General features: G+C 61.7%; 22 protein-coding genes. 4 read left to right on the forward strand and 18 right to left on the reverse strand.

The window, feature by feature from the left end; translation table 11 throughout:
* Nucleotides 1-70: 70 nt before the first annotated feature.
* The 3 genes from ftsH (at nucleotide 71) to ACP15R_RS18650 (ending at nucleotide 3,720) form a co-directional block, all read left to right on the forward strand.
* Nucleotides 71-1,990, forward strand: a complete 1,920-nt coding sequence (ftsH, locus tag ACP15R_RS18640) for an ATP-dependent zinc metalloprotease FtsH (protein WP_424987727.1) — start codon at nucleotides 71-73, stop codon at nucleotides 1,988-1,990.
* A gap of 132 nt (nucleotides 1,991-2,122) precedes the next feature.
* Entirely contained in the window at nucleotides 2,123-2,707 is a 585-nt protein-coding gene (locus ACP15R_RS18645) for an MOSC domain-containing protein (protein ID WP_424987728.1), read from the forward strand.
* Between the two features lie 239 nt (nucleotides 2,708-2,946).
* A complete protein-coding gene (locus ACP15R_RS18650; RefSeq protein ID WP_424987729.1) occupies nucleotides 2,947-3,720 on the forward strand; it encodes a LytTR family DNA-binding domain-containing protein in 774 nt (257 codons plus the stop codon).
* A 12-nt stretch (nucleotides 3,721-3,732) separates the two neighbouring features.
* Here ACP15R_RS18650 and pdeM read toward each other — a convergent pair whose 3' ends face one another.
* The 16 genes from pdeM to ACP15R_RS18730 all read right to left on the reverse strand — a co-directional run bounded on the left by pdeM (nucleotide 3,733) and on the right by ACP15R_RS18730 (nucleotide 19,594).
* Nucleotides 3,733-4,398, reverse strand: coding sequence for a ligase-associated DNA damage response endonuclease PdeM (gene pdeM, locus ACP15R_RS18655; protein ID WP_424987730.1), 666 nt, complete (start codon nucleotides 4,396-4,398; stop codon nucleotides 3,733-3,735).
* Between the two features lie 78 nt (nucleotides 4,399-4,476).
* Nucleotides 4,477-6,885 carry a ligase-associated DNA damage response DEXH box helicase gene (locus ACP15R_RS18660; RefSeq protein ID WP_424987731.1) on the reverse strand — a complete coding sequence of 803 codons (2,409 nt, stop codon included), beginning with the start codon at nucleotides 6,883-6,885 and terminating at the stop codon, nucleotides 4,477-4,479.
* 57 nt (nucleotides 6,886-6,942) lie between these two features.
* Nucleotides 6,943-8,250 (reverse strand): hypothetical protein, encoded by a 1,308-nt coding sequence (locus ACP15R_RS18665; RefSeq protein WP_424987732.1) that lies wholly within the window; start codon nucleotides 8,248-8,250, stop codon nucleotides 6,943-6,945.
* A gap of 114 nt (nucleotides 8,251-8,364) precedes the next feature.
* A complete protein-coding gene (locus ACP15R_RS18670) occupies nucleotides 8,365-8,859 on the reverse strand; it encodes a prepilin peptidase (RefSeq protein WP_424987733.1) in 495 nt (164 codons plus the stop codon).
* A gap of 5 nt (nucleotides 8,860-8,864) precedes the next feature.
* Nucleotides 8,865-9,713 carry a hypothetical protein gene (locus ACP15R_RS18675; RefSeq protein WP_424987734.1) on the reverse strand — a complete coding sequence of 283 codons (849 nt, stop codon included), beginning with the start codon at nucleotides 9,711-9,713 and terminating at the stop codon, nucleotides 8,865-8,867.
* 32 nt (nucleotides 9,714-9,745) lie between these two features.
* Nucleotides 9,746-10,336: a tetratricopeptide repeat protein gene (locus tag ACP15R_RS18680; RefSeq protein ID WP_424987735.1), complete on the reverse strand. Its 591-nt coding sequence runs from the start codon at nucleotides 10,334-10,336 to the stop codon at nucleotides 9,746-9,748.
* 3 nt (nucleotides 10,337-10,339) lie between these two features.
* Entirely contained in the window at nucleotides 10,340-11,323 is a 984-nt protein-coding gene (locus ACP15R_RS18685; RefSeq protein WP_424987736.1) for a type II secretion system F family protein, read from the reverse strand.
* Nucleotides 11,324-11,333: 10 nt separating this feature from the next.
* The gene (locus tag ACP15R_RS18690; protein WP_424987737.1) at nucleotides 11,334-12,302 is read right to left on the reverse strand and encodes a type II secretion system F family protein; all 969 of its coding nucleotides are present in this window, start codon (nucleotides 12,300-12,302) and stop codon (nucleotides 11,334-11,336) included.
* Nucleotides 12,302-13,765 carry a CpaF family protein gene (locus ACP15R_RS18695; protein ID WP_424987738.1) on the reverse strand — a complete coding sequence of 488 codons (1,464 nt, stop codon included), beginning with the start codon at nucleotides 13,763-13,765 and terminating at the stop codon, nucleotides 12,302-12,304. Before ACP15R_RS18695 ends, ACP15R_RS18690 begins: the two co-directional genes overlap by 1 nt.
* A gap of 21 nt (nucleotides 13,766-13,786) precedes the next feature.
* Nucleotides 13,787-15,010 (reverse strand): AAA family ATPase, encoded by a 1,224-nt coding sequence (locus ACP15R_RS18700; RefSeq protein WP_424987739.1) that lies wholly within the window; start codon nucleotides 15,008-15,010, stop codon nucleotides 13,787-13,789.
* A gap of 214 nt (nucleotides 15,011-15,224) precedes the next feature.
* Nucleotides 15,225-15,857: an OmpA family protein gene (locus tag ACP15R_RS18705; protein ID WP_424987740.1), complete on the reverse strand. Its 633-nt coding sequence runs from the start codon at nucleotides 15,855-15,857 to the stop codon at nucleotides 15,225-15,227.
* A gap of 16 nt (nucleotides 15,858-15,873) precedes the next feature.
* Nucleotides 15,874-17,298 carry a type II and III secretion system protein family protein gene (locus ACP15R_RS18710; RefSeq protein WP_424987741.1) on the reverse strand — a complete coding sequence of 475 codons (1,425 nt, stop codon included), beginning with the start codon at nucleotides 17,296-17,298 and terminating at the stop codon, nucleotides 15,874-15,876.
* Between the two features lie 194 nt (nucleotides 17,299-17,492).
* A complete protein-coding gene (gene cpaB, locus ACP15R_RS18715; RefSeq protein WP_424987742.1) occupies nucleotides 17,493-18,350 on the reverse strand; it encodes a Flp pilus assembly protein CpaB in 858 nt (285 codons plus the stop codon).
* Between the two features lie 141 nt (nucleotides 18,351-18,491).
* On the reverse strand, nucleotides 18,492-18,680 hold the full coding sequence (locus ACP15R_RS18720; RefSeq protein WP_424987743.1) for a hypothetical protein: 189 nt from the start codon (nucleotides 18,678-18,680) through the stop codon (nucleotides 18,492-18,494).
* Nucleotides 18,681-18,782: 102 nt separating this feature from the next.
* Nucleotides 18,783-19,007: a hypothetical protein gene (locus ACP15R_RS18725; protein ID WP_424987744.1), complete on the reverse strand. Its 225-nt coding sequence runs from the start codon at nucleotides 19,005-19,007 to the stop codon at nucleotides 18,783-18,785.
* A 392-nt stretch (nucleotides 19,008-19,399) separates the two neighbouring features.
* Nucleotides 19,400-19,594 (reverse strand): hypothetical protein, encoded by a 195-nt coding sequence (locus ACP15R_RS18730; protein ID WP_424987745.1) that lies wholly within the window; start codon nucleotides 19,592-19,594, stop codon nucleotides 19,400-19,402.
* 351 nt (nucleotides 19,595-19,945) lie between these two features.
* Here ACP15R_RS18730 and ACP15R_RS18735 point away from each other — a divergent pair, with 351 nt between their 5' ends.
* Entirely contained in the window at nucleotides 19,946-20,869 is a 924-nt protein-coding gene (locus ACP15R_RS18735; protein WP_424987746.1) for a lytic transglycosylase domain-containing protein, read from the forward strand.
* Nucleotides 20,870-20,981: 112 nt separating this feature from the next.
* On the opposite strand, the gene ACP15R_RS18740 is transcribed toward ACP15R_RS18735, so the two are convergent.
* Nucleotides 20,982-21,608 (reverse strand): 3-oxoacid CoA-transferase subunit B, encoded by a 627-nt coding sequence (locus ACP15R_RS18740; protein ID WP_424987747.1) that lies wholly within the window; start codon nucleotides 21,606-21,608, stop codon nucleotides 20,982-20,984.
* Nucleotides 21,608-22,312 (reverse strand): CoA transferase subunit A, encoded by a 705-nt coding sequence (locus ACP15R_RS18745; protein WP_424987748.1) that lies wholly within the window; start codon nucleotides 22,310-22,312, stop codon nucleotides 21,608-21,610. Before ACP15R_RS18745 ends, ACP15R_RS18740 begins: the two co-directional genes overlap by 1 nt.
* Between the last annotated feature and the right edge of the window lie 79 nt (nucleotides 22,313-22,391).

A 22,391-nucleotide genomic window follows, 5' to 3' on the forward strand; every position in this document is an offset into this window, starting at 1 on the left:
GCCATTTCATCTCTATTTTATACAGAAGCGGATCGAGAGCCTGTTCGATCCAGAATTTAGGAGAGTTTCCTTGGGAAATGCACGCAATATCGCCTTTTGGGTCGTTCTGTTCCTGTTGATCCTGGCGCTGTTCAACCTGTTCAGCGGGTCGGGCGGCACGATGCAAAGCCGTGAAATCCCGTATTCGCAATTTGTCGCCTCGGTCGAGGCCGGCGATGTCAGCCAGGTGACACTGGATGGCGAACAGATACGGTTCCGCGGGGCAGATGGCAGCGACTATGTCGCGATTAAACCGGAAGATGCCGGCATCACCGATCTGCTGATTGAAAACAACATTCCGGTGCGTGCGGAGAAACAGCAGCAATCCGGGTTCCAGTCCTTCCTGGTGACATTGTTGCCCTTCCTCTTGCTGATCGGTGTCTGGGTCTATTTCATGAACCGGATGCAAGGCGGCGGCAAGGGCGGTGCGATGGGCTTTGGCAAGTCCAAGGCCAAGATGCTGACCGAGAAACATGGCCGCGTGACCTTTGACGACGTGGCCGGCATCGACGAGGCCAAGGAAGAGCTGGAAGAGATTGTCGAATTCCTGCGCAATCCACAGAAGTTCAGCCGTCTGGGCGGCAAGATCCCCAAGGGCGCATTGCTGGTCGGTCCTCCGGGCACCGGCAAGACGCTTCTGGCGCGTGCCATCGCGGGCGAGGCGGGCGTGCCGTTCTTTACCATCTCGGGCTCGGATTTCGTCGAGATGTTCGTGGGTGTGGGGGCTTCGCGCGTGCGCGACATGTTCGAACAGGCCAAGAAAAACGCGCCCTGTATCGTCTTTATCGACGAAATTGATGCCGTGGGCCGTCATCGCGGTGCCGGGTATGGCGGCGGCAATGACGAGCGCGAACAGACCCTGAACCAGTTGCTGGTTGAAATGGACGGGTTCGAGGCCAACGAGGGTGTGATCATTCTCGCCGCCACCAACCGCAAGGACGTGTTGGACCCCGCGCTGCTGCGCCCCGGCCGCTTTGACCGCCAGGTCACGGTGGGCAATCCCGACATCAAGGGCCGCGAGAAAATCCTGGGCGTGCATGCCCGCAAGACCCCGCTTGGGCCGGATGTCGACCTGCGCATCATCGCGCGCGGGACTCCCGGCTTTTCGGGGGCCGATCTGGCGAACCTCGTGAACGAGGCGGCGCTGATGGCGGCGCGGGTGGGCCGTCGCTTTGTCACCATGGAAGATTTCGAGAACGCCAAGGACAAGGTGATGATGGGGGCCGAGCGCCGCAGCATGGTCCTGACCGCCGAGCAGAAGGAAAAGACCGCCTATCACGAAGCCGGCCACGCGGTGGTGGGGCTGGCGCTGCCGGAATGTGATCCGGTCTACAAGGCAACGATCATCCCGCGCGGCGGCGCATTGGGCATGGTGGTCAGCCTGCCGGAAATCGACCGGTTGAACTGGCACAAGTCCGAATGCGAACAGAAGCTGGCCATGACCATGGCGGGCAAGGCCGCCGAGATCCTGAAATGGGGCGAGGACGCCGTGTCCAATGGCCCGGCCGGCGACATCCAGCAGGCCAGCGCGCTGGCGCGTGCCATGGTGCTGCGGTGGGGTATGTCCGACAAGGTCGGCAATATCGACTATGCCGAGGCGCATGAGGGCTATTCCGGCCAGACCCCAGGCTTTTCGGTCTCTGCCCATACCAAGGAATTGATCGAGGAAGAGGTCAAACGCTTTATCGAGGATGCCTATCAGCGCGCCTATTCCATTCTTCAGGACAAGAACGAGGAATGGGAACGGCTTGCTCAGGGCTTGCTGGAATACGAGACCCTGACCGGCGACGAGATCAAGCGCGTCATGGCCGGAGATCCGCCGCAATCAGATGACGACGGGGATGATGCCGCCGACGAGGGCAACGCACCCAGCGTCACCGCGATTCCCAAGACCAAGCCCAAGAAATCGTCGCCCGATGATGGCGGGCTCGAGCCGGAACCCTCCGCCTGAGCGATCGCCTGACCACGAAACAGAACACCCGGAGCGCCCGATAGGCCTCCGGGTGTTTGCATATCCGGGGCTGCCCCTTGCCCATTCGACCGGCCTTTGCAAATCTGCGCGACGGATCAGGAGGGTTGCCACATGAGCACCATGAAAGAAGTGAGCTATCAGGGCGAGGTGACGTGGCTCGGGGTGGTGCCGGCGGGCATCGCCGACAACCGTATCCATGCCGAACCACGGCAATCGCTGGATTTTGACATGGGGGGCGCCAAGGGAGAGCATCACCACGGCGAGATGCGCGACTCCTGTGTGCGGGTCACGATGCTCTATGCCAAGGGAACGGCCATTCGGAATGTGCGGCAGGTCTCGATCCTGGGGCAGGAAGATCTCGACGTGATGGCCGGCAGGATGGGGCTGGACAGGTTTGATCCGGCCTGGCTTGGCGCTTCGATCGTGCTGCGTGGCATCCCGGATCTCAGCCATGTGCCGCCTTCCTCGCGGTTGCAGGGGCCGTCGGGGCTGACCCTGACGGTCGATATGGAAAACCTGCCCTGTGTCTTGCCCGGCCGCGAGGTCGAGCGGGATCATCCGGGGCTTGGCAAGGCGTTCAAACCCGCTGCGGACGGGCGGCGGGGCGTTACCGCCTGGGTCGAGTATCCCGGGCCCTTGACCGTGGGTGACCGGATGCGCCTGTTTGTGCCGACACAGGCCCCCTGGGCAGGCTAGACACCGGTGGCGGGCGCGCGCTGCTGCGCAAATTGCATCACGTCGCTCTGTGCCGTTACGTCACTTGGCACACGATTATGTCAATTCCACGTGGTTGGCTTTGCGATTATTGCGCGGGCTGCCTAAACTTCGAACGGCTTCGCGCGGGGAAAGTCGGTCGGATTTGCCCCCTGACATTCCCGGACGGGATTTCTAGAAGCCTTTGCAGTAACTGAGTAATTGAGAATTTTTCCCGTTAGATGATAAAGGTTGTCAAAGAGTTCTGGTTGCCGCTGACACGGCGGTTCAACATTTCGATATTGCTGCTCGTGTCGTTTCTGGGCGCGATCATGGGGCCGTTCGGAACCTACGAAACCCATTCATTCCTGCACCGGTTGTTCTATTGGTCAAGCGTCTCGGCTGCCTCGATCCTGATCGGCGGGGCCTGTTACCGGATGACGCGGCACTATGTCGACGACGCCCATCCGGTGGTACAGGATTTGACAATGATCGCTCTCACGGTGTTCTGTTTTTCGCCACCGCTTTGGTTCCTGACCCGCCAACTGGCGGTTCGCGACCCGTCACTTGGCCCGACACTGTTGAAAATGGGGTATTACGTGGCGGCGATCACGCTGTGCATATGCGCCCTGCGGCGGATCATTCCGGGGATGGAGCCGGTCAGCTATCTGCGCGCCGAGGCCGAAGACCAGCCCGAACGTCCCCGGCTGGGCCGCCGGCTGTCCGCCGGGTTCGAAGGGCCGATCCTGCGGTTGTCTGTCCGAGATCATTTTGTCGACGTGATTTCCGCGAGCGCGGTCGAAACCATCCGCATGCGCTTTGCCGACGCCATTGACGAGATGGACACCGTGGTCGGGTTTACCACCCATCGGTCGCATTGGGTGGCACGGGACGCCATCGTTGACGGAGGGCGGGACGGCGGCAAGCTGTATCTCGTGCTGACAAATGGCGATCAGGTGCCGGTCAGCCGCAAGTATCGCCCCGCGCTGGAAGAGGCGGGGGTGGTCAGGTTCTGAGCCGGGAGCGGTTCAACCGCGCGGCATCGGCACCGGATGTACCGATGGTCCGGTGACAAGGGCAATCGCGTCGGGCCGCATGAGATCGCACAAGGCCGCGTCATGGCTGTGCAACCCGCCGGTATAGGCCCCATAGGCCGGCAGAATCATGCGATCACGATCCACGAGGAACGCCGGACGCGCGATGGAACGACCGCGCAGGCGCAGGCGGATCTTGGGGTGATAGTGGCCTGAAACCTCGCCACTCGTTGCGGGATCGGCGATATGCCGCAAGGTCAGCGCGCCGACCTGCAACTCGGCCAGATGCGCGCCGCCCAATGCAACCGGTCCGGGATCGTGATTGCCTTCGATCCAGATCCATTCGCGCCCGGCCTGCAGGCGGGCAATCCAGAGCCGCTCGTCCTCGGGCAGGGTGCTTGCGGCCTCGAGGTCATCAAAACTGTCGCCGATGCAGGCCACGATGCGCGGATTGCAGGCCGCCAGATCCGCCGCCAGCCGGTCCAGCGTCGCGCGGGTGTCATAGGGTGGCAGCGGCCCGCCTCCGCGCCGGGCGATCCGTTCGGATTTGCCCAGATGCAGGTCCGAGACGCAGAGCAGCCCACGCGCGGGCCACCACAGGGCGCCGGAGCCCAGGGCCACCAGGTCGGCCCCGGATAATCTAATACTGTGACCGTTCATGACAGGGGGTCTAGCGCGTTTCGGCCAGGGCTTGAAACACCCCATTTGACCCGCCGGGCCGCCGGCAGATTGGCCGGCTCAGATCATCGCAAGGCCCGCATCCTGCATCAGCCGCCGGGATTCCTCGGCCACAAGGCGCTCTTCCGCGGCCCCCTTGATCGGCACCTTGCCCACTTCGAGCAGCAGAGGCGCGGCGAGGGGGGTGACCCGGTCAAGCCGCAGCAGGTCGAGCCGGTCGCCGACGCGGTCCAGCAGGTCTTCGATACGGCCAAAATCCACCAACCCGCGCTGAGCCTCGGCGCGGGTGATGTCGAGCATCAGGTGGCCCGGATCGTATTTCTGCAACGTGTCATAGAGGATGTCCGACGAAAACGTGGCCTGCCGCCCGGTCTTGCGCGCCTGTGGGCTGTTGCGCTGAATCAGTCCGGCGATTGTGGCGCTGGCGCGAAATGTGCGTTTCATCACCGCATTCCCGGCCAGCCAGCTGGCCAAACCGTCGCGCAGCGTCGCGCGGGCAAAAAGCGGGGCGGCATCCCGCAGCGGTTCCAGCCCCCAGATCAGGGTCGCATAGTCGGTCGCGACAAAGCCCAGCGGGTGCAGGCCCAGGTCTTCCATCTGCTTGGTCAGCAGCAATCCCAGTGTTTGTTGCGCGTTGCGCCCGGCGAACCCGTAGACACAGCAATGTTCACGCCCGTCATGCGGAAAGCTCTCGATCAACAACCGGCCGGCTTCGGGCAGGCGGCTGTTCTCGCGTTGCAGGGTCAGCCAGTCTGCCGTGTGGTCAGGCAGTTGCGGCCAGCCCGGCTGCCGGAACAGGGCAAGGATGCGGGCGCTCAGCTGTGTCGAGGTGGCGAATTTGGTGCCGGAAAACGTCGCGATGCGCGGCTTGCGTGCGGCATCGCGCGACACTTCCACCGTCATCTCGCGCAGCCCCTCAAAGCGCACGATCTGTCCACCGATGAGAAAGGTATCGCCCGCCGTCAGGGTGGCGGCAAAGGCTTCTTCGACCTCGCCCAGCGGTTTGCCGCCGCGATTGCGCCTGAGCCTGACCTTGAGCGTGTCGCTGTCCTGAATGGTGCCGATATTCATGCGGATGTCGCGGCTGGCGCGCGGGTCGCGCAATTGCCACTGCCCATCCTCGCGGTGCAGCAGACGTTGCCAGCGATCATAGGCCCGCAACGCGTAACCTCCGGTGGCGGCAAATTCGAGACAGCGGTCGAAATCGCCGCGTGACAGATCGGCATAGGCCCCGACGGTCGTGATCTCGGCAAACAGGTCGTCGGCATGGAACGGCCCCGAGCAGGCCGCGATCAGGATATGCTGGCACAGCACGTCCAGGGGGCCGGGCCCGCGCGGCTCGCCATCCAGATCGCCCTCCTGTACCGCCTGAAGTGCAGCGATGCATTCGACAACCTCGAACCGGTTGGCCGGAACCAGCAGCGCCTTGGAGGGAGCGTTATACTGGTGATTGGCCCGGCCGATGCGCTGGATCAGCCGCTTGACGTTCTTGGGGGCGCCGATCTGGATCACCAGATCCACGTCGCCCCAATCGATCCCGAGATCAAGGCTGCCGGTACAGACGATCGCGCGCAATTCACCACGCACCATCGCCGCCTCGACCCGTTCGCGTTGCTGGCGGTCAAGACTGCCGTGATGGATGCCGATGGGCAGGGCGTCGGGATTTGCGAGCCAGAGATTGTGAAAGAAGATCTCGGCCTGGGCACGGGTGTTGTGAAAGATCAGCGTCGTCTTGTGCCGCCGGATCTGCTCCATCACCGCCGGGATCGCATAGGCCGCGCCGCCACCCGCCCAAGGGGGCGCTTCGCGGGTCTCAAGCATGGCGATATCGGGGGCCGGGCCGGGATCGGCCATCAGGATGTCGCAACGGTCGGGGTGACGGGCAAGCAGGCTTGCAATGGCGGCCGGGTCCTCGACCGTCGCCGACAGGCCAACGCGGCGCAGCCCGGGACATAGCGCGTTGATCCGCGACAGCGCGAGCATCAGTTGATCGCCGCGCTTGCTCTCGGCGAGGGCGTGGATTTCATCGACCACGATCCGTTTCAGCCCCCTGAAAATGCGCGGCGCGTCTTCGTAGGAAATCAGCAAGGCCAGGCTCTCGGGAGTGGTCAGCAGGATATGCGGCGGGTCCACGCGCTGGCGTTGTTTTTGCGTGGCCGATGTATCGCCGGTGCGGTCTTCGATCCGGATGTCCAACCCGATTTCATCGACGGGCGCGCGCAGGTTCCGCTTGATGTCCGCCGCCAGCGCCTTGAGCGGGCTGACATACAGCGTGTGCAATCCTTCATGTGGGTCATGTGCCAGGTCGGCAAGGGTCGGCAGGAAACCGGCCAATGTCTTGCCGCCGCCGGTAGGGGCGATCAACAGCGTGGCGGGGGCATCGGCGCGCGCAAGCATCGCCAGCTGGTGCGGATGCGCAGACCAGCCCTTGTCGTCAAACCATGCCTGAATCCGTGGTGGAAGTGTCATGACCCACAGTCTAGCGTCCCTCTGCGCAGGGACCAGCCGGGGCGCGCCGCGATCGGGCTATTTCACGATCATTTCGTCGCGCACGAACATGTTGGCCCAGGCGCGGTCGATCAGGTCTGGGCTCATCTGATAGGGGAGGCCCTCGAATTCACAAATGGCGATCATCTGATCGATCAGGAATACCGGTTGGTAATTTGCATAGACGTTGTCGATGCTCGGGTATTTGACCTTGAGCAGATGCACCAGCGCGGCCTCGTCCAGCGGCATGCCCTTTTTGCGGGCAACCAGCGCAAAGATCCTGAGAAAGTTTTCCTGGCTGGGGCCGTCGATCTTGATCTTGAAGAAAATCCGCCGCAGCGCCGCCTGATCGAAAATCTCGTTGGGGTGGAAATTGGTCGAAAAGATCACCAACGTGTCAAACGGCACCTCGAATTTTTCGCCCGATTGCAGCCCGAGAATATCCTTGCCTTCTTCAAGCGGCACGATCCATCGGTTGATCAATGCCTGTGGCGGTTCTTCCTGCCGGCCAAGGTCGTCGACGATAAAGATGCCGCCCGTCGATTTCATTTGCAGCGGCGCCTGGTAGGTCCGCGCGGTGGGGTTGTAGACAAGGTCGAGCATCCTGAGCGACAGCTCTCCGCCCGTCACCACGGTGGGCCGCTCGCAACAGACATAGCGCGAGTCAAACCGTTTTGCCCGGCGCAGGGCATTCGGATCATCCGGGGCATCCTGGATGGCAGTATGCACGATCGGATCATAGACCGTGATGACCTGCCCGGAATATTCGATGGCGCGGGGCACATAGATACGGTCGCCCAACGCGTCGCGGATGCCGTTGGAAATAGACGATTTGCCGTTGCCGGGGGGGCCATACATCAGGATCGAACGCCCGGCGCTGACCGCGGGGCCGAGATGGTCCAGCAGCGCATCGGGCAGGATCAGGTGCCCCATTGCGCGGGTCAGCTGGTCGCGGGTGATCTGAATGTTGCGGATCGATTGGCGGGCGACCTGTTCGCGATAGACGTCAAGCGGCACCGGCATCGCGCCGAAATACTCCGATTGCGACAACGCATCCAGCGCGCGGGATTTCCCGGCATCGGTAAGCTGGTAGCCCATTTCATTGCCGCTATTGGCATTGAGCGTTCCGGTTGCCTGAAGCAGCCGCTGTTCGCGGGCAAGATCGACCAGCTCCTGAGTCGTCTGCATCGGCAGGCAGATAGCAGCGGCGATTTCGGTCACGGTTTCGACGTTCTTGCGAAAGATCGTCTTGAGCAGAATGTCACGCATCATCACCAGCGGCAGCCGCATGTCATCGATGGTGGTGGGCCTAGGGGGTGCGCTGACCGCACTTGCCTGCATGTTCATTTCGACTGCCTGTGCTGTGGTTGAATGCTGTGACCGGGTACACGACTAGCGATTGTTTCTGGCAAGATTGCGGCATCCCATCCGCCGAATGATGCGGATTGTCCGGATGCCGGGTCAGCTGCCGAACATCGCGCCGAAGATCAGATAGATCGCCAATGTCGCGCCCAGCGACAGGCCCATTGGAAATTTCCAGCCCACGTCCCAGCTTTTCCAATTGGGCGCGATGCGACGCAGCGGGGTGTATTTGACAAGCCGATGGGTGGCAAAGGCCGCGAGCAGGTTGGCGGCAAAGATCGCGATCAGAAGCCGCAGATCGCCAACCGCCACATAGGGGGCGGCGGCGGCCGCGAACTTGGCATCACCAGCCCCGACCGCCCCGGCAGCGTTGAGCACGATGCCGATGATCAGGACAAGGCCAAGTTGCAGCAGGCGGGTGCCATAGGTCGAGAGCGGCAGTACAAAGAGCCCCACGATCAGAAAGATCGCCGCAAGCAGCAGCACCGATTGGTTGGGGATGCGCATGTCCCGCAGATCCGACAGCGCCACGAAAAAGCAGATCGGCAGGACAAAGGGCAGAAACCAGAGCGCCGCCGCCGCGGAAACCGACATCCGACCTAGCCGTTTTCGATGGCGCGCAGCGACCGCGTGGCGGCTTCGAAATGCTGTGGATGGGTGTCGATCGCTTCGCGCAGCAGGGCCTCTCCGGTTTGCACATCCCCCTGTTTGATCGCCGTCAATGCCATCGTATGCAGCAATTCGGCGCGCTCGATCTGGTCCATCGGGATGACGGGCAGCGAATAGTTGCGCTGTGCCCCCCGTGCCAGCACGAGGTTGTTCTTGGCGGTGAACAGGCCGGGATCCTGACGGATCGCCTGGCTGAACAGGCGCTCGGCCCCGGCGAAATCCCCGCGCGACAGCTTGGAATAGCCCCAGTTGTTCATGACACCGGCCGGCTTGGTGGTCAGGCCGAGCGCGGTTTCATAATAGCTGTCGGCCTTGGTCCATTCCTTGTTGGCATCGGCCACCATGCCTTCGAGCCGGTATCGCCGGAAGGTCTCGTAGGTGGGCGGCACGCTGTCCAGCGTCTTTTCCGCGGCGTCCCATTCGCCCACGCGGATCTGCGCATCGGCAAGCGCCACCTTGTCTTCGGATTTGGCGCCGCTCATGCCGGTTACTTTTTTCCAGGCAGCGACGCCCTCGACATTGCGCTTGGCCCGCACCAGCGACAGCGCAAGCCCGCGTTGCAGGTCGATCCGGGTGGGATGTTGCTTGAGGCTGCGGGTGAAATAGGTGACCGCTTCATTCGGGTCGGCAACCGTCAGCATGACATCGTTCAGGTCGTTTTCATCGACAACGTTGACCTCTTGAAACGCCCGTTCAACGGTCTCATCCGGCTTTTTGGCACAGGCCGACAGGGCCAGGCTCCCGACAAGTGCGACCGGAATCAGGGTGAGGTGGCGCATTGCTTGCGTCCTTTACTGCTGCTTTGCCTCTGTCACGGTGTCTTGCGGATCAGGTAATCGCTGCTGCCCCGCCGCACCACTTTGTATTCTTGGTTTTGCGCCTCAGTATGACCGAAGTTTTCCGTTTTTGCGAGCGCTAAGCGCAGATTGTCGCGGATTGCGTCACTTTCGCCATTGTCCAGCGCATAGGCCTTGCGAAAGACCTGTTCGGCCTCTCCGGTCTCGCCCTGTTCGAGCAGGACCACCCCAAGATTGTTCCACGCCTCGGGCCAGTCCGGCGCCGCCTCGACCGCGCGGCGGAGCAATTGCTCGGATTGTCCCAACCGGCCAAGGCCCAGGTTCGCGGTGCCCATGCCGGTCAGGATCTCGGGGGTCAGCCCGCGTTCCAGCGCGGCGCGGGTAAAGGCGTCAAGCGCAAGCTCGTATTCAGATGCGGCGAGCAGGCGGTTTCCGACCGCCAGCCCGTCCGCCGCCTCTTTCTTCAGATCGATACCGGGCGCATAGACGCGATCGGGGGCTTTGGACGCGCGGAACGTGTCACAGGCCGGGAGGCATAGAGCGACTGCCATGACGATACCCAGCCCCTGCGGCATCGCCCCATACCGCGCGCGCAGCGATGCCATCCGTCACTTGCCCATGTTGCCAAGGTTGGCGATGCCCTGCGCCGACGGGCCGACCAGGATAATCAACAGGGGCGGCACGGTGAGCGTCATCGTCGCCAGCGTCATCTTGGTGGGCAGCTTGTTGGCGGCCTCTTCGGCGCGCATCACGCGCTTGTCGCGCATTTCGCTGGCATAGACCCGCAGGGCGTCAGCGATCGAAGTGCCAAACGAGGCCGACTGGATCAACACGGTGACAAAGGACGACACGTCCTGCACGCCACAGCGCGTCCCGAGATCCCGCAGAACCGCGGATTTCTCTTTGCCGGCCTTCATCTCGTAGGCGACGATCTCGAATTCCTCGGCCAGTTCCGGATAGGAGGCGCGCAGCTCGGCGGCGACCCTCACGATGGATTGATCCAGCGACTGGCCCGCCTCGACACAGACCAGCATCATGTCCAGCGCATCGGGAAAGGCGCGCTCGATGGCCTCTTTGCGGGCCTGCACGCGCCGCGTCACCCAGTATTTCGGCAGCAGGTAGCCCGCGCCGCCCGGACCCAGCACGTAGAGCACCATGCGTTGGTTGTCGATGATTTGCCCCTGCGAGGTCAGCAGGATCACATAGGCGGTGCCGATGATGAGCCCGAAAATGCCAAGCGCGAACTGGGCAAAATGATAGAGGCGCACCGCGTCCTTGGATTGATACCCCGCCTGCCGCAGCTTTAGCTGAACGGCGGACAGTTCGGCCTGGTTCTTGGGCTCCAGAAAGGTCGCGAACTTGTCAAGCTGAACATTGCGCCCGCGTTGGCGCAGCCGTTCCTTTTGCGGTGTGCCGCGCTTTTCGGGGGTGTTGGCGCGCTTGAGCTTCTTGAGCGGGTCCTCCGGCTGGTTCAGCATCAGCGGGATCGCCAGCAGGATCATGAACAGGCCAAGCACACCGATCACGATTACCGGGCCAAAATCGCCAAGCGAACCGGTCAGCAGGGACTTGATCTCGGAGATGAATTCCATCGCTTCCTCGCTATACCTTGATGTCGGTCAGGATGCGCATCACGATCAGGTTCGCAATCAGCAACAGGCCAACCAGAAAACAGGCCGGAATGAACCAGGGGTGGTCCAGAACCTGATCGTAATATTGCGGATCTTTCAGCGTGATGGCAATCAGGCAGAACAGCGGAAAGCCCGACAGGAACTTGCCCGACCACTTGGCCTCGGCGGTGATCGCATTCACCCGCCGGAACAGCCGGAACCGGGCGCGGATCACCTTTGCCAGGCCGGCGAGAATCTCGGCAAGGTTGCCGCCGGATTGCTGCTGGATCGACACGGCCACCGACAGAAAGCGCAAATCCTGCATGTCCAGCCGCTCGGCCATTTCCTTGAGCGCCTCGCCAATGTCACGGCCATAGGCGTTTTCGTCGGCGATGATGCCGAATTCGGTTGCCAGCGGGTCTTCGATTTCCTTGGAAACGATGGCGACCGCCGATGAAAACGGATGCCCGACGCGCAGGCTGCGCACCATCAGCTCTACGGCGTCCGGCAGCTGTTCCTCGATCATGCCAAGGCGTTTCTTGGCCTTGGAATTGATCCAGACATAGACCGCGACAACGCCGATCACCACCGAGGCCAGGATCCGCACACCAAGTTCCGCCGCCGTGCCCAGGCTGAGGCCGACAAAGGCAACAAATGCGAGACCGGCCATGATCAAGATCAATTGCCTTGGGCTGAAGGCAATCGCCGCCTTTTGCGCCTTGTCCGCAAGCAGGGAATAGAGCGGGATCGAACGCGCCTTCATGTGCTGGCGCATTTCCTTGCGCAGCTGCTCGAGCACCTGTTCGCGCCCGGCTCCCTTGTCCAGCATCTCGAGCCGGCGGTTGACCTTGCTGTTCAGGCTGATGGATTTGCCAAAGGCCACGAGGTAAATGCCCTCGACCAGCACCAGAACGCCGATAAAGATCAGCCCGTAGATGATCGGTTCGGCGCTGACCTGCATCAGAAGCTCTCCATCACCGTGGGTTCGTAGATCGCGGCGGGCAGGTCATAGCCCCACATGCGGAACCGTTCGGAGAAATGGCTGCGCACACCGGTGGCGGTGAAATGGCCGATGATCTTGTTGTCCGGGGTCAGGCCGACGCGCTGGTAGCGAAAGATTTCCTGCATCGAAATCACGTCGCCTTCCATGCCGGTGATCTCGGTGATCGAGGTCATCCGGCGGCTGCCATCCTGAAGCCGCGACACCTGCACGATCAGATTGACCGCCGATGAAATCTGGCTGCGCATCGCCTTGAGCGGCATCTCGATGCCCGCCATGGCAATCATGTTCTCCAGGCGGCTGATCCCGTCGCGGGCGCTGTTGGCGTGGATCGTGGTCATCGAACCGTCATGGCCGGTGTTCATCGCCTGCAACATGTCGATGACCTCTTCGCCGCGGGTCTCGCCGACGATGATCCGGTCCGGTCGCATCCGCAGCGCGTTTTTCAGACAGTCCCGCGGGCTGACCTCGCCCTTGCCCTCGACATTCGGTGGCCGGCTTTCCATGCGCCCCACATGGGTCTGCTGCAATTGCAGCTCGGCGGTGTCCTCGATGGTCAGGATACGCTCGGCATTGTCGATGAAAGAAGACAGCGCGTTGAGTGTCGTCGTCTTGCCCGACCCGGTGCCGCCGGACACGATGATGTTCAACCGCGTGGCCACCGCCGCTTGCAGATAGGCGGCCATCTCCTCGGAAAAGGCACCGAAATTCACCAGGTCGTCGATTCCCAGCTTGTCCTTGCGGAATTTGCGGATCGACACGAGGCTGCCATCCACCGCGATCGGCGGCACCATGGCGTTGAAACGTGACCCATCGGCCAGCCGGGCATCGACATAGGGGTTGGATTCATCCACCCGGCGACCGACGGCGCTGACGATCTTGTCGATGATGCGCAGCAGGTGGCGCTCGTCCTTGAAGGTCACTTCGCTCAGTTCGAGCCGGCCGTTACGCTCGACAAAGACCTGTTGCGGCCCATTGACGAGAATATCGTTGATCGTTTCATCCTGCAGCAGCGCTTCGAGCGGGCCAAGCCCGCGCACCTCGTCGTAAAGCTCCTTGTTCAGCGTCTGCCGGTCCTCGCGGTTCAGGACGATGCCCTGTTCTTCGAGGATCTCGCCGGCGATGCTGCCGATTTCATTGCGCAGCTCGGCTTCGCTGGCCCGGTCCAGCGCCGCGAGGTTGAGATTGTCGAGCAGCGAACGGTGCAGCTCGATCTTGATTTCACCCAGCCGTTCCTTGCGTTTGCGATCCTTGTCCGCGATCCCGGCTTCGGCGGGCTTGACCGGCATCGGGCGGCGCAGCGAAGCGGACGGTTGCGGCGGCGGGGCGGCGCTCTCGGGTTTGACATCGGCCAGGTTTGTCACCTTGGCGGCCGGTTTCGCGGTCTTCTTGTTCGGATCGGGTTTCTTGTATCTGGAAAACATCTGCGCAGGTCCTCCGGGCTGTTACGCCGCTTCCGCCTCGGCCTGGCCGAGTTGATGCAGCGATTGCGCAAGCTTGGCGATCTCCTTGCGCAGCGGGTTCTTGGCAGCGGACATCGCCATCGGATGCCCGTGATCGCCGCATTGTGTCACCTGCTTGCCGCCCTCGGGCAGTTGCAGATCGATCGAGATGCTCAGGCTTTCGGCCATCCGCTTGACCCGGCCCTTGCCCGACAGGTCGGTGAATTTCGGTGCGCGGTTCAACGCAAAGCGCAGTTTCTGCAGCGGCAGATCCTCGGATTGCAGCGCCCGTTTCATCCGCAAGGCATTCTGCGCCGACCGCATGTCGAGCTCAATCAGCGCGAAATACACATGCGCCGCCTGCAACACGGTTTCCGTCCATTGCACCAGCGTCGTCGGCATGTCGATGATCACATAGTCGAAATGACTGCGCGCCAGCGAAATGACCCGTTCCACATCCTCGTTCGAAATGATGTCGAGCGGCACGATATCCGACGGCGCGGTCAGCACCTGCAACTTGTCTTCAAAGCTCTGCAATGCATAGCCGAACACTTCTTCATCCATGTTCTCGGTGTCGGTCAGCATTTCGAGAATGGCTTCGCGCCGGGGCAGGTCGAGATAGGTGGCGATCGTTCCGAATTGCAGGTCCAGATCCAGCAGGCACACGCTCGGCGCGTCTTCGCCGCTGGTTGTCGCCAGTTCCCAGGCCAGGTTTGCCGCCAGGGTCGTGGCACCGACACCGCCGGCAAGGCCATGCACCACGATGACCGCGCCCTCGCGCGAGGTGCCTGAATGCAGCTGGGTCTTGTGATGGCGGGCGGCATCGGCCTGCGGCGGTGCGTTCAACCGGTCGATGGCGGTCTGCAGTTCATTCTCGGGGAGCGGGTAGGGGACAAACTCGTCGGCCCCCTGCCGCAGCAGTTTGTGAAGCGATGCTGGCGAGACATCTTCGGCGATCAGGATGACACGAACCCCCTGCGCCCTTGCCTGGGTGATGATTTCACCAACCAACGCCAGGTTGTCCTCGTCCTGCGAGTCCAGCGCCACGGCCAGGAAATCGAGCGCCCTGGCGTCGGGCTGGTCGAGAAACGTCAGTGCCTCGGCAAAGCCCAGGTCGCCCCAGCTTTCGCCAAGCATCGCCTCCATGTCCTCGATCAACAGGTCGAAATTCTGGATATTCCGGCTGACCGTGCAGGCGACGATCGGGCTGATTTCGGTTTGTGGCATTCGACTGCTCATTGCCGTGATCCTTACGTTGCGATCGGAACCAGGGCGTCTGGCGGGATGCCTTCCCGTTTGTGTTGCCCCACCGTCACCGACGCACGCCCGAAACCGGGCGTACTTCACCTGATGCATATGAATATTGCCGATAATCTAGGCGAGAGTTAGGCCAAAAAAACCCAATTGTTGGAAAACGGGACACGATCCGTGAAAATTCAGCCTATTGTACGTCGCCAAATCCGCCCGTATTGGTGCGCCGTGTCAACCCGTCGACGGGCCGTGCGCTCTCGACATATTCGCGATAGATGATTTCGGCGTATTTTCCATCCAGTACCGTCGGGTGACGTGCCAGAAAGCCACTTACCCCGGTGACGCTGCGACGGTTGGCGCGCTCGGGCGTCGGGGAGTCGACAAGTGGGCGGGTTTCGCCATATGAAACAAGCGCTTGCAGTCGCGAAGAGCTGATACCGCGCGTCGACAGATACCGCACCACGGCGCGCGCGCGACGCTCGCCCAGGCCATAGTTGTAAGCTGCCGTTCCGACCAGGTCGGTATAGCCATAGACGTTGAAGCGCACCTCGGGGAATTGCCGGATCCAGTCTGCCTGTCGATCAAGGATTTGCTGTGCCGTTGCATCCAGAACGTCGCTGTTGAAGGCAAAATTCACCGTTGTCGGCGTTTCGCGGGCAAACCTTTCGCCCAGGGCCACCGCATAGCTGCGATCCCCCTGCATCACCAGCGAGTTGTTGCGGGTGGACTCGCCGAAATCTCCTGTCGTGACGAAATCGCCCGCGGCCTGGTCGCATCCGGCCAGCGCGATGGTCAGCCCGGTCGCAAGGATCAATTCTCTCATCGTCCCGTCCTTTTGCCTAGTCCATCACATAGCCATACGAGCCGCTGAAATCCTGTTTCGCGACCTCTTGCGCGCCCTGGGTCGATCCCTGAAGGTTCTTGCTCATCCGGCCGAACAGGAACAGGTCGCTCTCGCTCGGAGGGGTGATGCGGTCGGTCGGCAATGCCAGGGCCTCACCCAAGGTGGGGGTGACCAGATGTGCCGTCACGATGATCACAAGTTCGGTCTGTTTGCGTTCGTAATCGGCGCTGCGAAACAGGGCACCAAGCACCGGAACATCGCCGAGCCAGGGCATTTGCGCCGCGTTGTCCAGGAATTCGTCCTCGATCAGCCCGGCAATGGCAAAGCTTTCGCCGTCGCGCATTTCGACGGTGGTCGAGGTTTCGCGGCGGGAAAACGACGGCACCGTCAAATCGTTGATGATTGCGCCCTGTGTCGGGTCGATGTCGGAAACCGCCGCCATCAGTTCGAGGTTGATCACCCCCTTGTCCACCACGCGCGGGATAAAGTTCAGTTCGATGCCGAAGGCTTTGTACTCGACCGAGAACAGACCGTCACGCTGTGCAACCGGGATCGGGAATTCGCCGCCGGCGAGGAACTTGGCTTCCTGCCCCGACAGGGCGCTGAGATTGGGTTCGGCCAGGGTGCGGACGACGCCCTTTTGTTCCAGAGCCTCGATCAGCAACCCGACCTGCACCGAGCCCGCATTGAACCCGAACAGAACCGCCCCGGTGTTTTCGTTGGCCAGCGGAATGTTGCCCGCCATGGCATTGCTGAGCGCGCCCTGGTTGTTCAGCGTGCCAATGCCGCCATTCAAACCGGTGTCGCCGCCAAAAATCGATCCGTTCATGCCCAGCGACGAGCTGAGCGATTTGGAGACCGAACGCTGCATCTCGGCAAAGCGCACCTTGAGCATCACCTGTTGCACGCCGCCGACGCTCATCAGGTTCGAAACCCGCTCCGGGGCATAGCGTTCCGCGAGGTCAAGCGCCCGTTGCAGGCGGGCCGAGCTTGACACGACGCCCGACAGGACGATGCCGTCATTGGCGGTGCGCACCTCGATCTTTTCGCCGGGCAGGATCTGGCGCAGCCGTTCCTTGAACTCGGTGACATCGGCGGCGACCTTGACATTGACGTTGGTGATCAGCCGTCCCGTCGCGTCAAGCAGTGTGAGGGTTGTCAACCCCGGCGACTTGCCAAGCACATAGATCGTCCGGTCAGACAGCGATGAAATATCGGCGATACCGGGGTTGGCGATGCTGAGTTCGGCAAACGGTTCTTCGCTTTCCACCACGATGGCGCGGTTCATCGGGATGTCCAGCGTGCTTTCCGAACCGTTTTGCACAACGGTCAGCACCTCGGCCGGGGCCGGCTCGGTCATTGCCGTGCAACTCAATACGACTCCCAAGACCGCTGCCTTCAGGATCTTTTCGAATGTCATGTGACCTGCCTCTCCGATCACGCCTCTTTGTCGGGTCTTGCCGCCCGAAATTTGGGATACTCTGCGCCAGTTCCCATTTTATTTCAAGAATCAACGGTTTCCGGCAGCATTTGAATGTGGGGTTAGGGCAACAAAGCCACAACCGTGCCGGACCGATCGCCCCCCAAGCCGCGCCTAACGCGTTGCGATCATTCCTAGTTTGTGCAGGGAATCGGGATGTCGACCACTTCTGCACCGCGGCGGGTGCGGATGGTGCAAACCTTTTCTTCGATCTGCTGCGGCGCGGCTTCGATGGCACCGAGGCCCAGAAGCGAACGCTGGTTAACCTCGATGGCCGAGGCAATCGTGTCGTCGCGCGCGCCTACCAGCGACAGGGACAACCGGCCGGTGGATTGCGCCTGCGCCAGGGCCGCCACCTGTTCCGGGCGTGCGGCAACGGTGACGGTGCGGGCGATGGTTGCGCCGTCAAGATCGCCGCTTGCGGTCTGATCCACCGCGATCAGCGCGACATTGGCTTCGATCAGCCGTGTCACGTCGCCCCGTATTCCTTCGATCGCGCCGTTGACGCTTCCGGTCCAATAGACATCTACCCGGTCGCCCGGACGCAGAAAGCCGGAGACACCGGAGGCCACGTCGACACGAATGGCAAAGGCCCGCATGCCGCGCGCCAGTTGCGAGGTCAGCCCGGCGTCCTCGCCGGGTTTGGTCACTTTCTGTGTCAGGACGGCTTCGTCCTGTTCCATGGCACGCAGGACAACGCGGTTTTCGGTCACTTCCGGGGGAAACAGCTTGGCGATATCGGTGAACGCACCCTTGGGAATCGCGTCTTGCGGCCAGCGCACCTTGCGCACATCGTCGCGTTCGAGAATCTCGCCGTATCGCAAGGCGCGGGCCGCGACAAAGACATCGACCGTGGGAACCACCGCAGCGCGCGCCTGGCGCTCTCTCTGCAGCTCGACCTGATAGGCCGAGATATAGTTCTTGGCCATCATCACCGCACCGCCCGCAAGGACGATGCCGACAATCAGAACCAAACCGAATATCGCTCGCATCGTTTCGACCTCTCCGAGAACCGAAAGCCCTGGTAACTAACGGTGCCTATTTATGCACGATCGGCCCGATTTACAAAGATTGTGTCAACAGCGCCATGAAAAATGCATCAGGATCGAAACCAGTCATGGGGGCGTGACGGGCTAGTCTTCGCCGCCGACCTCCAGTGTCGACAGGTATTCGCCAAGGCTGACGCCGACGCCGCCGGATGCGGATTGCAATGACGCAAAGGCGACAGTTGCAAGGGCCACGACCGCCGCGGTCAGGACGACCCAATCAACCGTGACCGCGCCGCTTTCGTCCCGAAGGAATGTTCTCAGACTGTTTCGCATGGAAACCTCTAGGTTTGCTGCGGCGGGCCTTCTTTGAAAAAAGGCCGCGCCTTACGTAAAAAGACGCAGCCCCCACATAGTCATTTGTTCGGCTCTTAGCGATCAGCCACCGTCGCCACCGCCACCGCCACCGCCACCGCCGCCATCGGCGGAAGGCGTAATGCTGATCAACTCTGACTCGATGCTCTCGCTCAGGGTCTCACTACCATCCTGGATCGCGGTATACGCGGCACCGGCGAGCGCGACGACCGCCGCGGTCAGAACAACCCAGTCGACGGTGACCGCACCGTCTTCGTCCTTGCGGAACTTCTTGAACAGTCTGATCATGGCTTTGTCCCCTCAAAGGATCATTGTTAGAGTTCGCATCCGTCCCGGCCGTGTGTGCAAATGATCGGTTGGCTCGGGATTTCATTTGGCTGTCTCTAATAATGGGGCGGAATAAGGCAGCAATTTGACTACAATCCACCATTTTGGTGCTTTTAGGGGGTTTTTATTGATTTTTTCGCGATTTCTCTCCGTGTGGCAGCCAGAATTAGGTCCCGATGGTTGAGTTTGCTACGAATCACTCAGCCTGATTCTGTCAAAAAGTGGCCAGCAAGCGCCCGCGTTGCTTGGCGGTCGGCGGTGGTGCCGTGCGGCAATACGCGAGAGCTGTGCTGTTCCGGGGATTGCCTCCGGGTGTCAGGAGGCAACCCCACGGGGCGAAGGCCGCGCCGCGCTTACTCTTCGGCCTCTGCCGTTGGCGACTGTGCCGTGATGAATGTGCCGGTATTGGTGGTCAGGGTTTGCGACCCGGTTTCGATGGCGGTATAGGCCGCACCGGCCAGTGCCACGACAGCCGCGGTCAGAACAACCCAGTCGACGGTGACGGCGCCATCTTCGTCTTTGCGGAAGTTTTTCAAGAGTTTGATCATTGTTTCGTCCCTCCAAAGGATCTCAAATTGGAACATCAAGCGGCGTCTGTTCGGTGGGCCGTCTCTCACCTGGCCCGTGTCTGCCGTTGTGTAGGAACACTTAACCAATGGCCAATGTCATGAATTGGGCGCGCGAGTGGTTTTCTTGGTCATGGTTAAATTTTCGTTTCAATTTCACCTTGTACATTGAATTTGCACGCAAAAATGTCTGATCGAGCGCTGGCGCATATCGTCATGCGATGCATATCGGTGTCAAATCGGGCAAAAATGACAGATTCCGGTCAAGAAGTCTGGCGTTATCGGCCGGCCGGGGGAACACTGGCCGCAAAACACGAGCAGTGAGACAACGACATGAACGGGCCCGTGCTGATCGCGGCGATTCTGGCACTCGTACTCCTATATCCCGACGCTGGCGGGGCAGAGCGCCTTGTTTTTCGCGATGTCACCGATGATGCGCCCGAAACCGACCTGTCAACCGAACTGCCCTCTGATGCGGACAGCGCGGACACGCACACCGCGCCACGCCCGTTCCGGGAATTCAAGGCGCGCAGGGTCAAGCCGCCGCAACCGGGAACGGTTCGGCGCATAACCATCCAGATCGATCCGGATGAACAGTTGCAACAGCTGGCGCCGCCACCCGTGCCCAGGCCCGAACCTGTGGCGGTGTCCCCGCCTGCGTCGGTTGATGCTATCGGAAAATACACCTGGTTCTGGGAACGCGTTTCGCCGGATATCGCCTATACCCGCCCCGGCCGTCTGGAAGAGGCGCTGATCACCCTGAACAATGCGGGCAAGATCACTGCGCCGCGCCTGCAAGCGATGCAGGAAATCGCGCGCGAGCAGGGTGTGTCGATATTGCGATCGACCGTGGGAACGCGCGTGTCACCCGCCCTGGTGCTGGCAGTTATCGCGGTTGAATCCTCGGGCCGGGCAACTGTTACGAGCCACGCCGGGGCTCAGGGCCTGATGCAGTTGATGCCCGACACGGCGGCGCGTTTCGGGGTCACGGACAGCATGGTGCCCGCGCAGAATATCGCCGGAGGGGTGAAATATCTCGACTGGCTGATGGGCAAGTTCAACAGCGATCCAATCCTGGTGCTGGCTGGCTACAACGCGGGCGAGGGATCGGTGATGACCCATGCGGGGGTGCCACCCTATGCGGAAACACGCGACTATGTGCCAAAGGTCCTCGCGGCGTTCCAGGTTGCCAGCGGATTGTGCACGACCCGGCCGGAATTGATCAGCGACGGTTGCGTGTTCCGAACGCTGAACTGAAGGCACGCGGGGCGGTCCCCGCCCGCTACGTGATGGGGGACCACCGGAACAAAGAAACGCCGGGCAGTTTCCTGCCCGGCGGGTGTTGCCGTAAACCTCCTGATGCGGGAGATCAGTCCACGATCGTTGCCAGCGTTGCGTCCCGGAGGTCTTGTTCTGTGACGCCGTCGGCGCATTCGACGATTTTGAGGCCGCCCTGAACCACGTCCAGCACGCCGAGGTTGGTGATGATGCGGTCGACCACGCCCTTGCCGGTCAGCGGCAGGGTGCATTCGCGCAGCACCTTGCTGTCGCCGTGCTTGTTGGTGTGGTCCATCACCACCACCACGCGCCCGACACCCGCGACCAGATCCATCGCGCCGCCCATGCCCTTGACCAGCTTGCCCGGGATCATCCAGTTCGCCAGGTCACCGTTCTCGGCCACCTCCATCGCGCCCAGGATCGCCGCCGCGATCTTGCCGCCGCGGATCATGCCAAAGCTGGTGGCGCTGTCGAAATAGGACGTGCGCGCCAGTTCGGTAATCGTCTGCTTGCCCGCGTTGATCAGGTCCGGATCCTCGTCGCCCTCGAACGGGAACGGACCCATGCCCAGCATGCCGTTTTCCGATTGCAGCGTGATGTCCTTGTCGCCGACATAATTGGCCACCAGCGTCGGGATCCCGATGCCGAGGTTCACATACATGCCGTCTTCGAGCTCTTGCGCCGCCCGTGCGGCCATCTGATTGCGATCCCAGGGCATCAGGCTTCCTCCCGCTTGCGCGTCGTACGTTGTTCAATCCGTTTTTCGTGCTCACCCTGGATCAGGCGGTGCACATAGATGCCCGGCAGGTGGATATGGTCGGGATCGAGGCTGCCGCGTGGCACGATTTCCTCGACCTCGGCGACGCATACACGGCCGCACATCGCAGCCGGCGGGTTGAAATTGCGCGCGCTCTTGCGGAACACCAGGTTGCCGGTGTCATCCGCCTTCCACGCCTTGACGATGGCCAGGTCCGCGACGATGCCACGCTCGAGGATGTACTCTTCGCCGTCGAATTCCTTGACGTCCTTGCCCTCGGCGATGACGGTGCCCACGCCGGTCTTGGTGTAGAATCCCGGGATGCCACAGCCCCCGGCGCGCATCCGCTCGGCAAGGGTGCCCTGCGGGTTGAATTCAAGCTCGAGCTCGCCCGACAGGTACTGGCGCATGAATTCGGCGTTTTCACCTACGTATGAGCTGATCATCTTTTTGACCTGCCGCGTCTGCAACAACAGCCCCAGCCCGAAATCATCGACACCCGCATTGTTGCTGGCAATCGTCAGATCCTTGGTCCCCGCATCCCGGATCGCGGAAATCAGCAACTCCGGTATGCCACAAAGCCCAAATCCACCAGCCGCTATCAGCATGCCATCGTGCAGCACACCCTCTAGCGCTTCTGACGCGCTGCCGTAGACCTTCTTCATGAAAAACTCCCTCTATGCGGTGTCGCAGCGGTTTTGACGCGCTGCAGCGAGAGAGTCAACAAAGCAGCACGACGGGGCG

The sequence above is a fragment of the Microbulbifer sp. S227A genome, assembly GCF_049800935.1.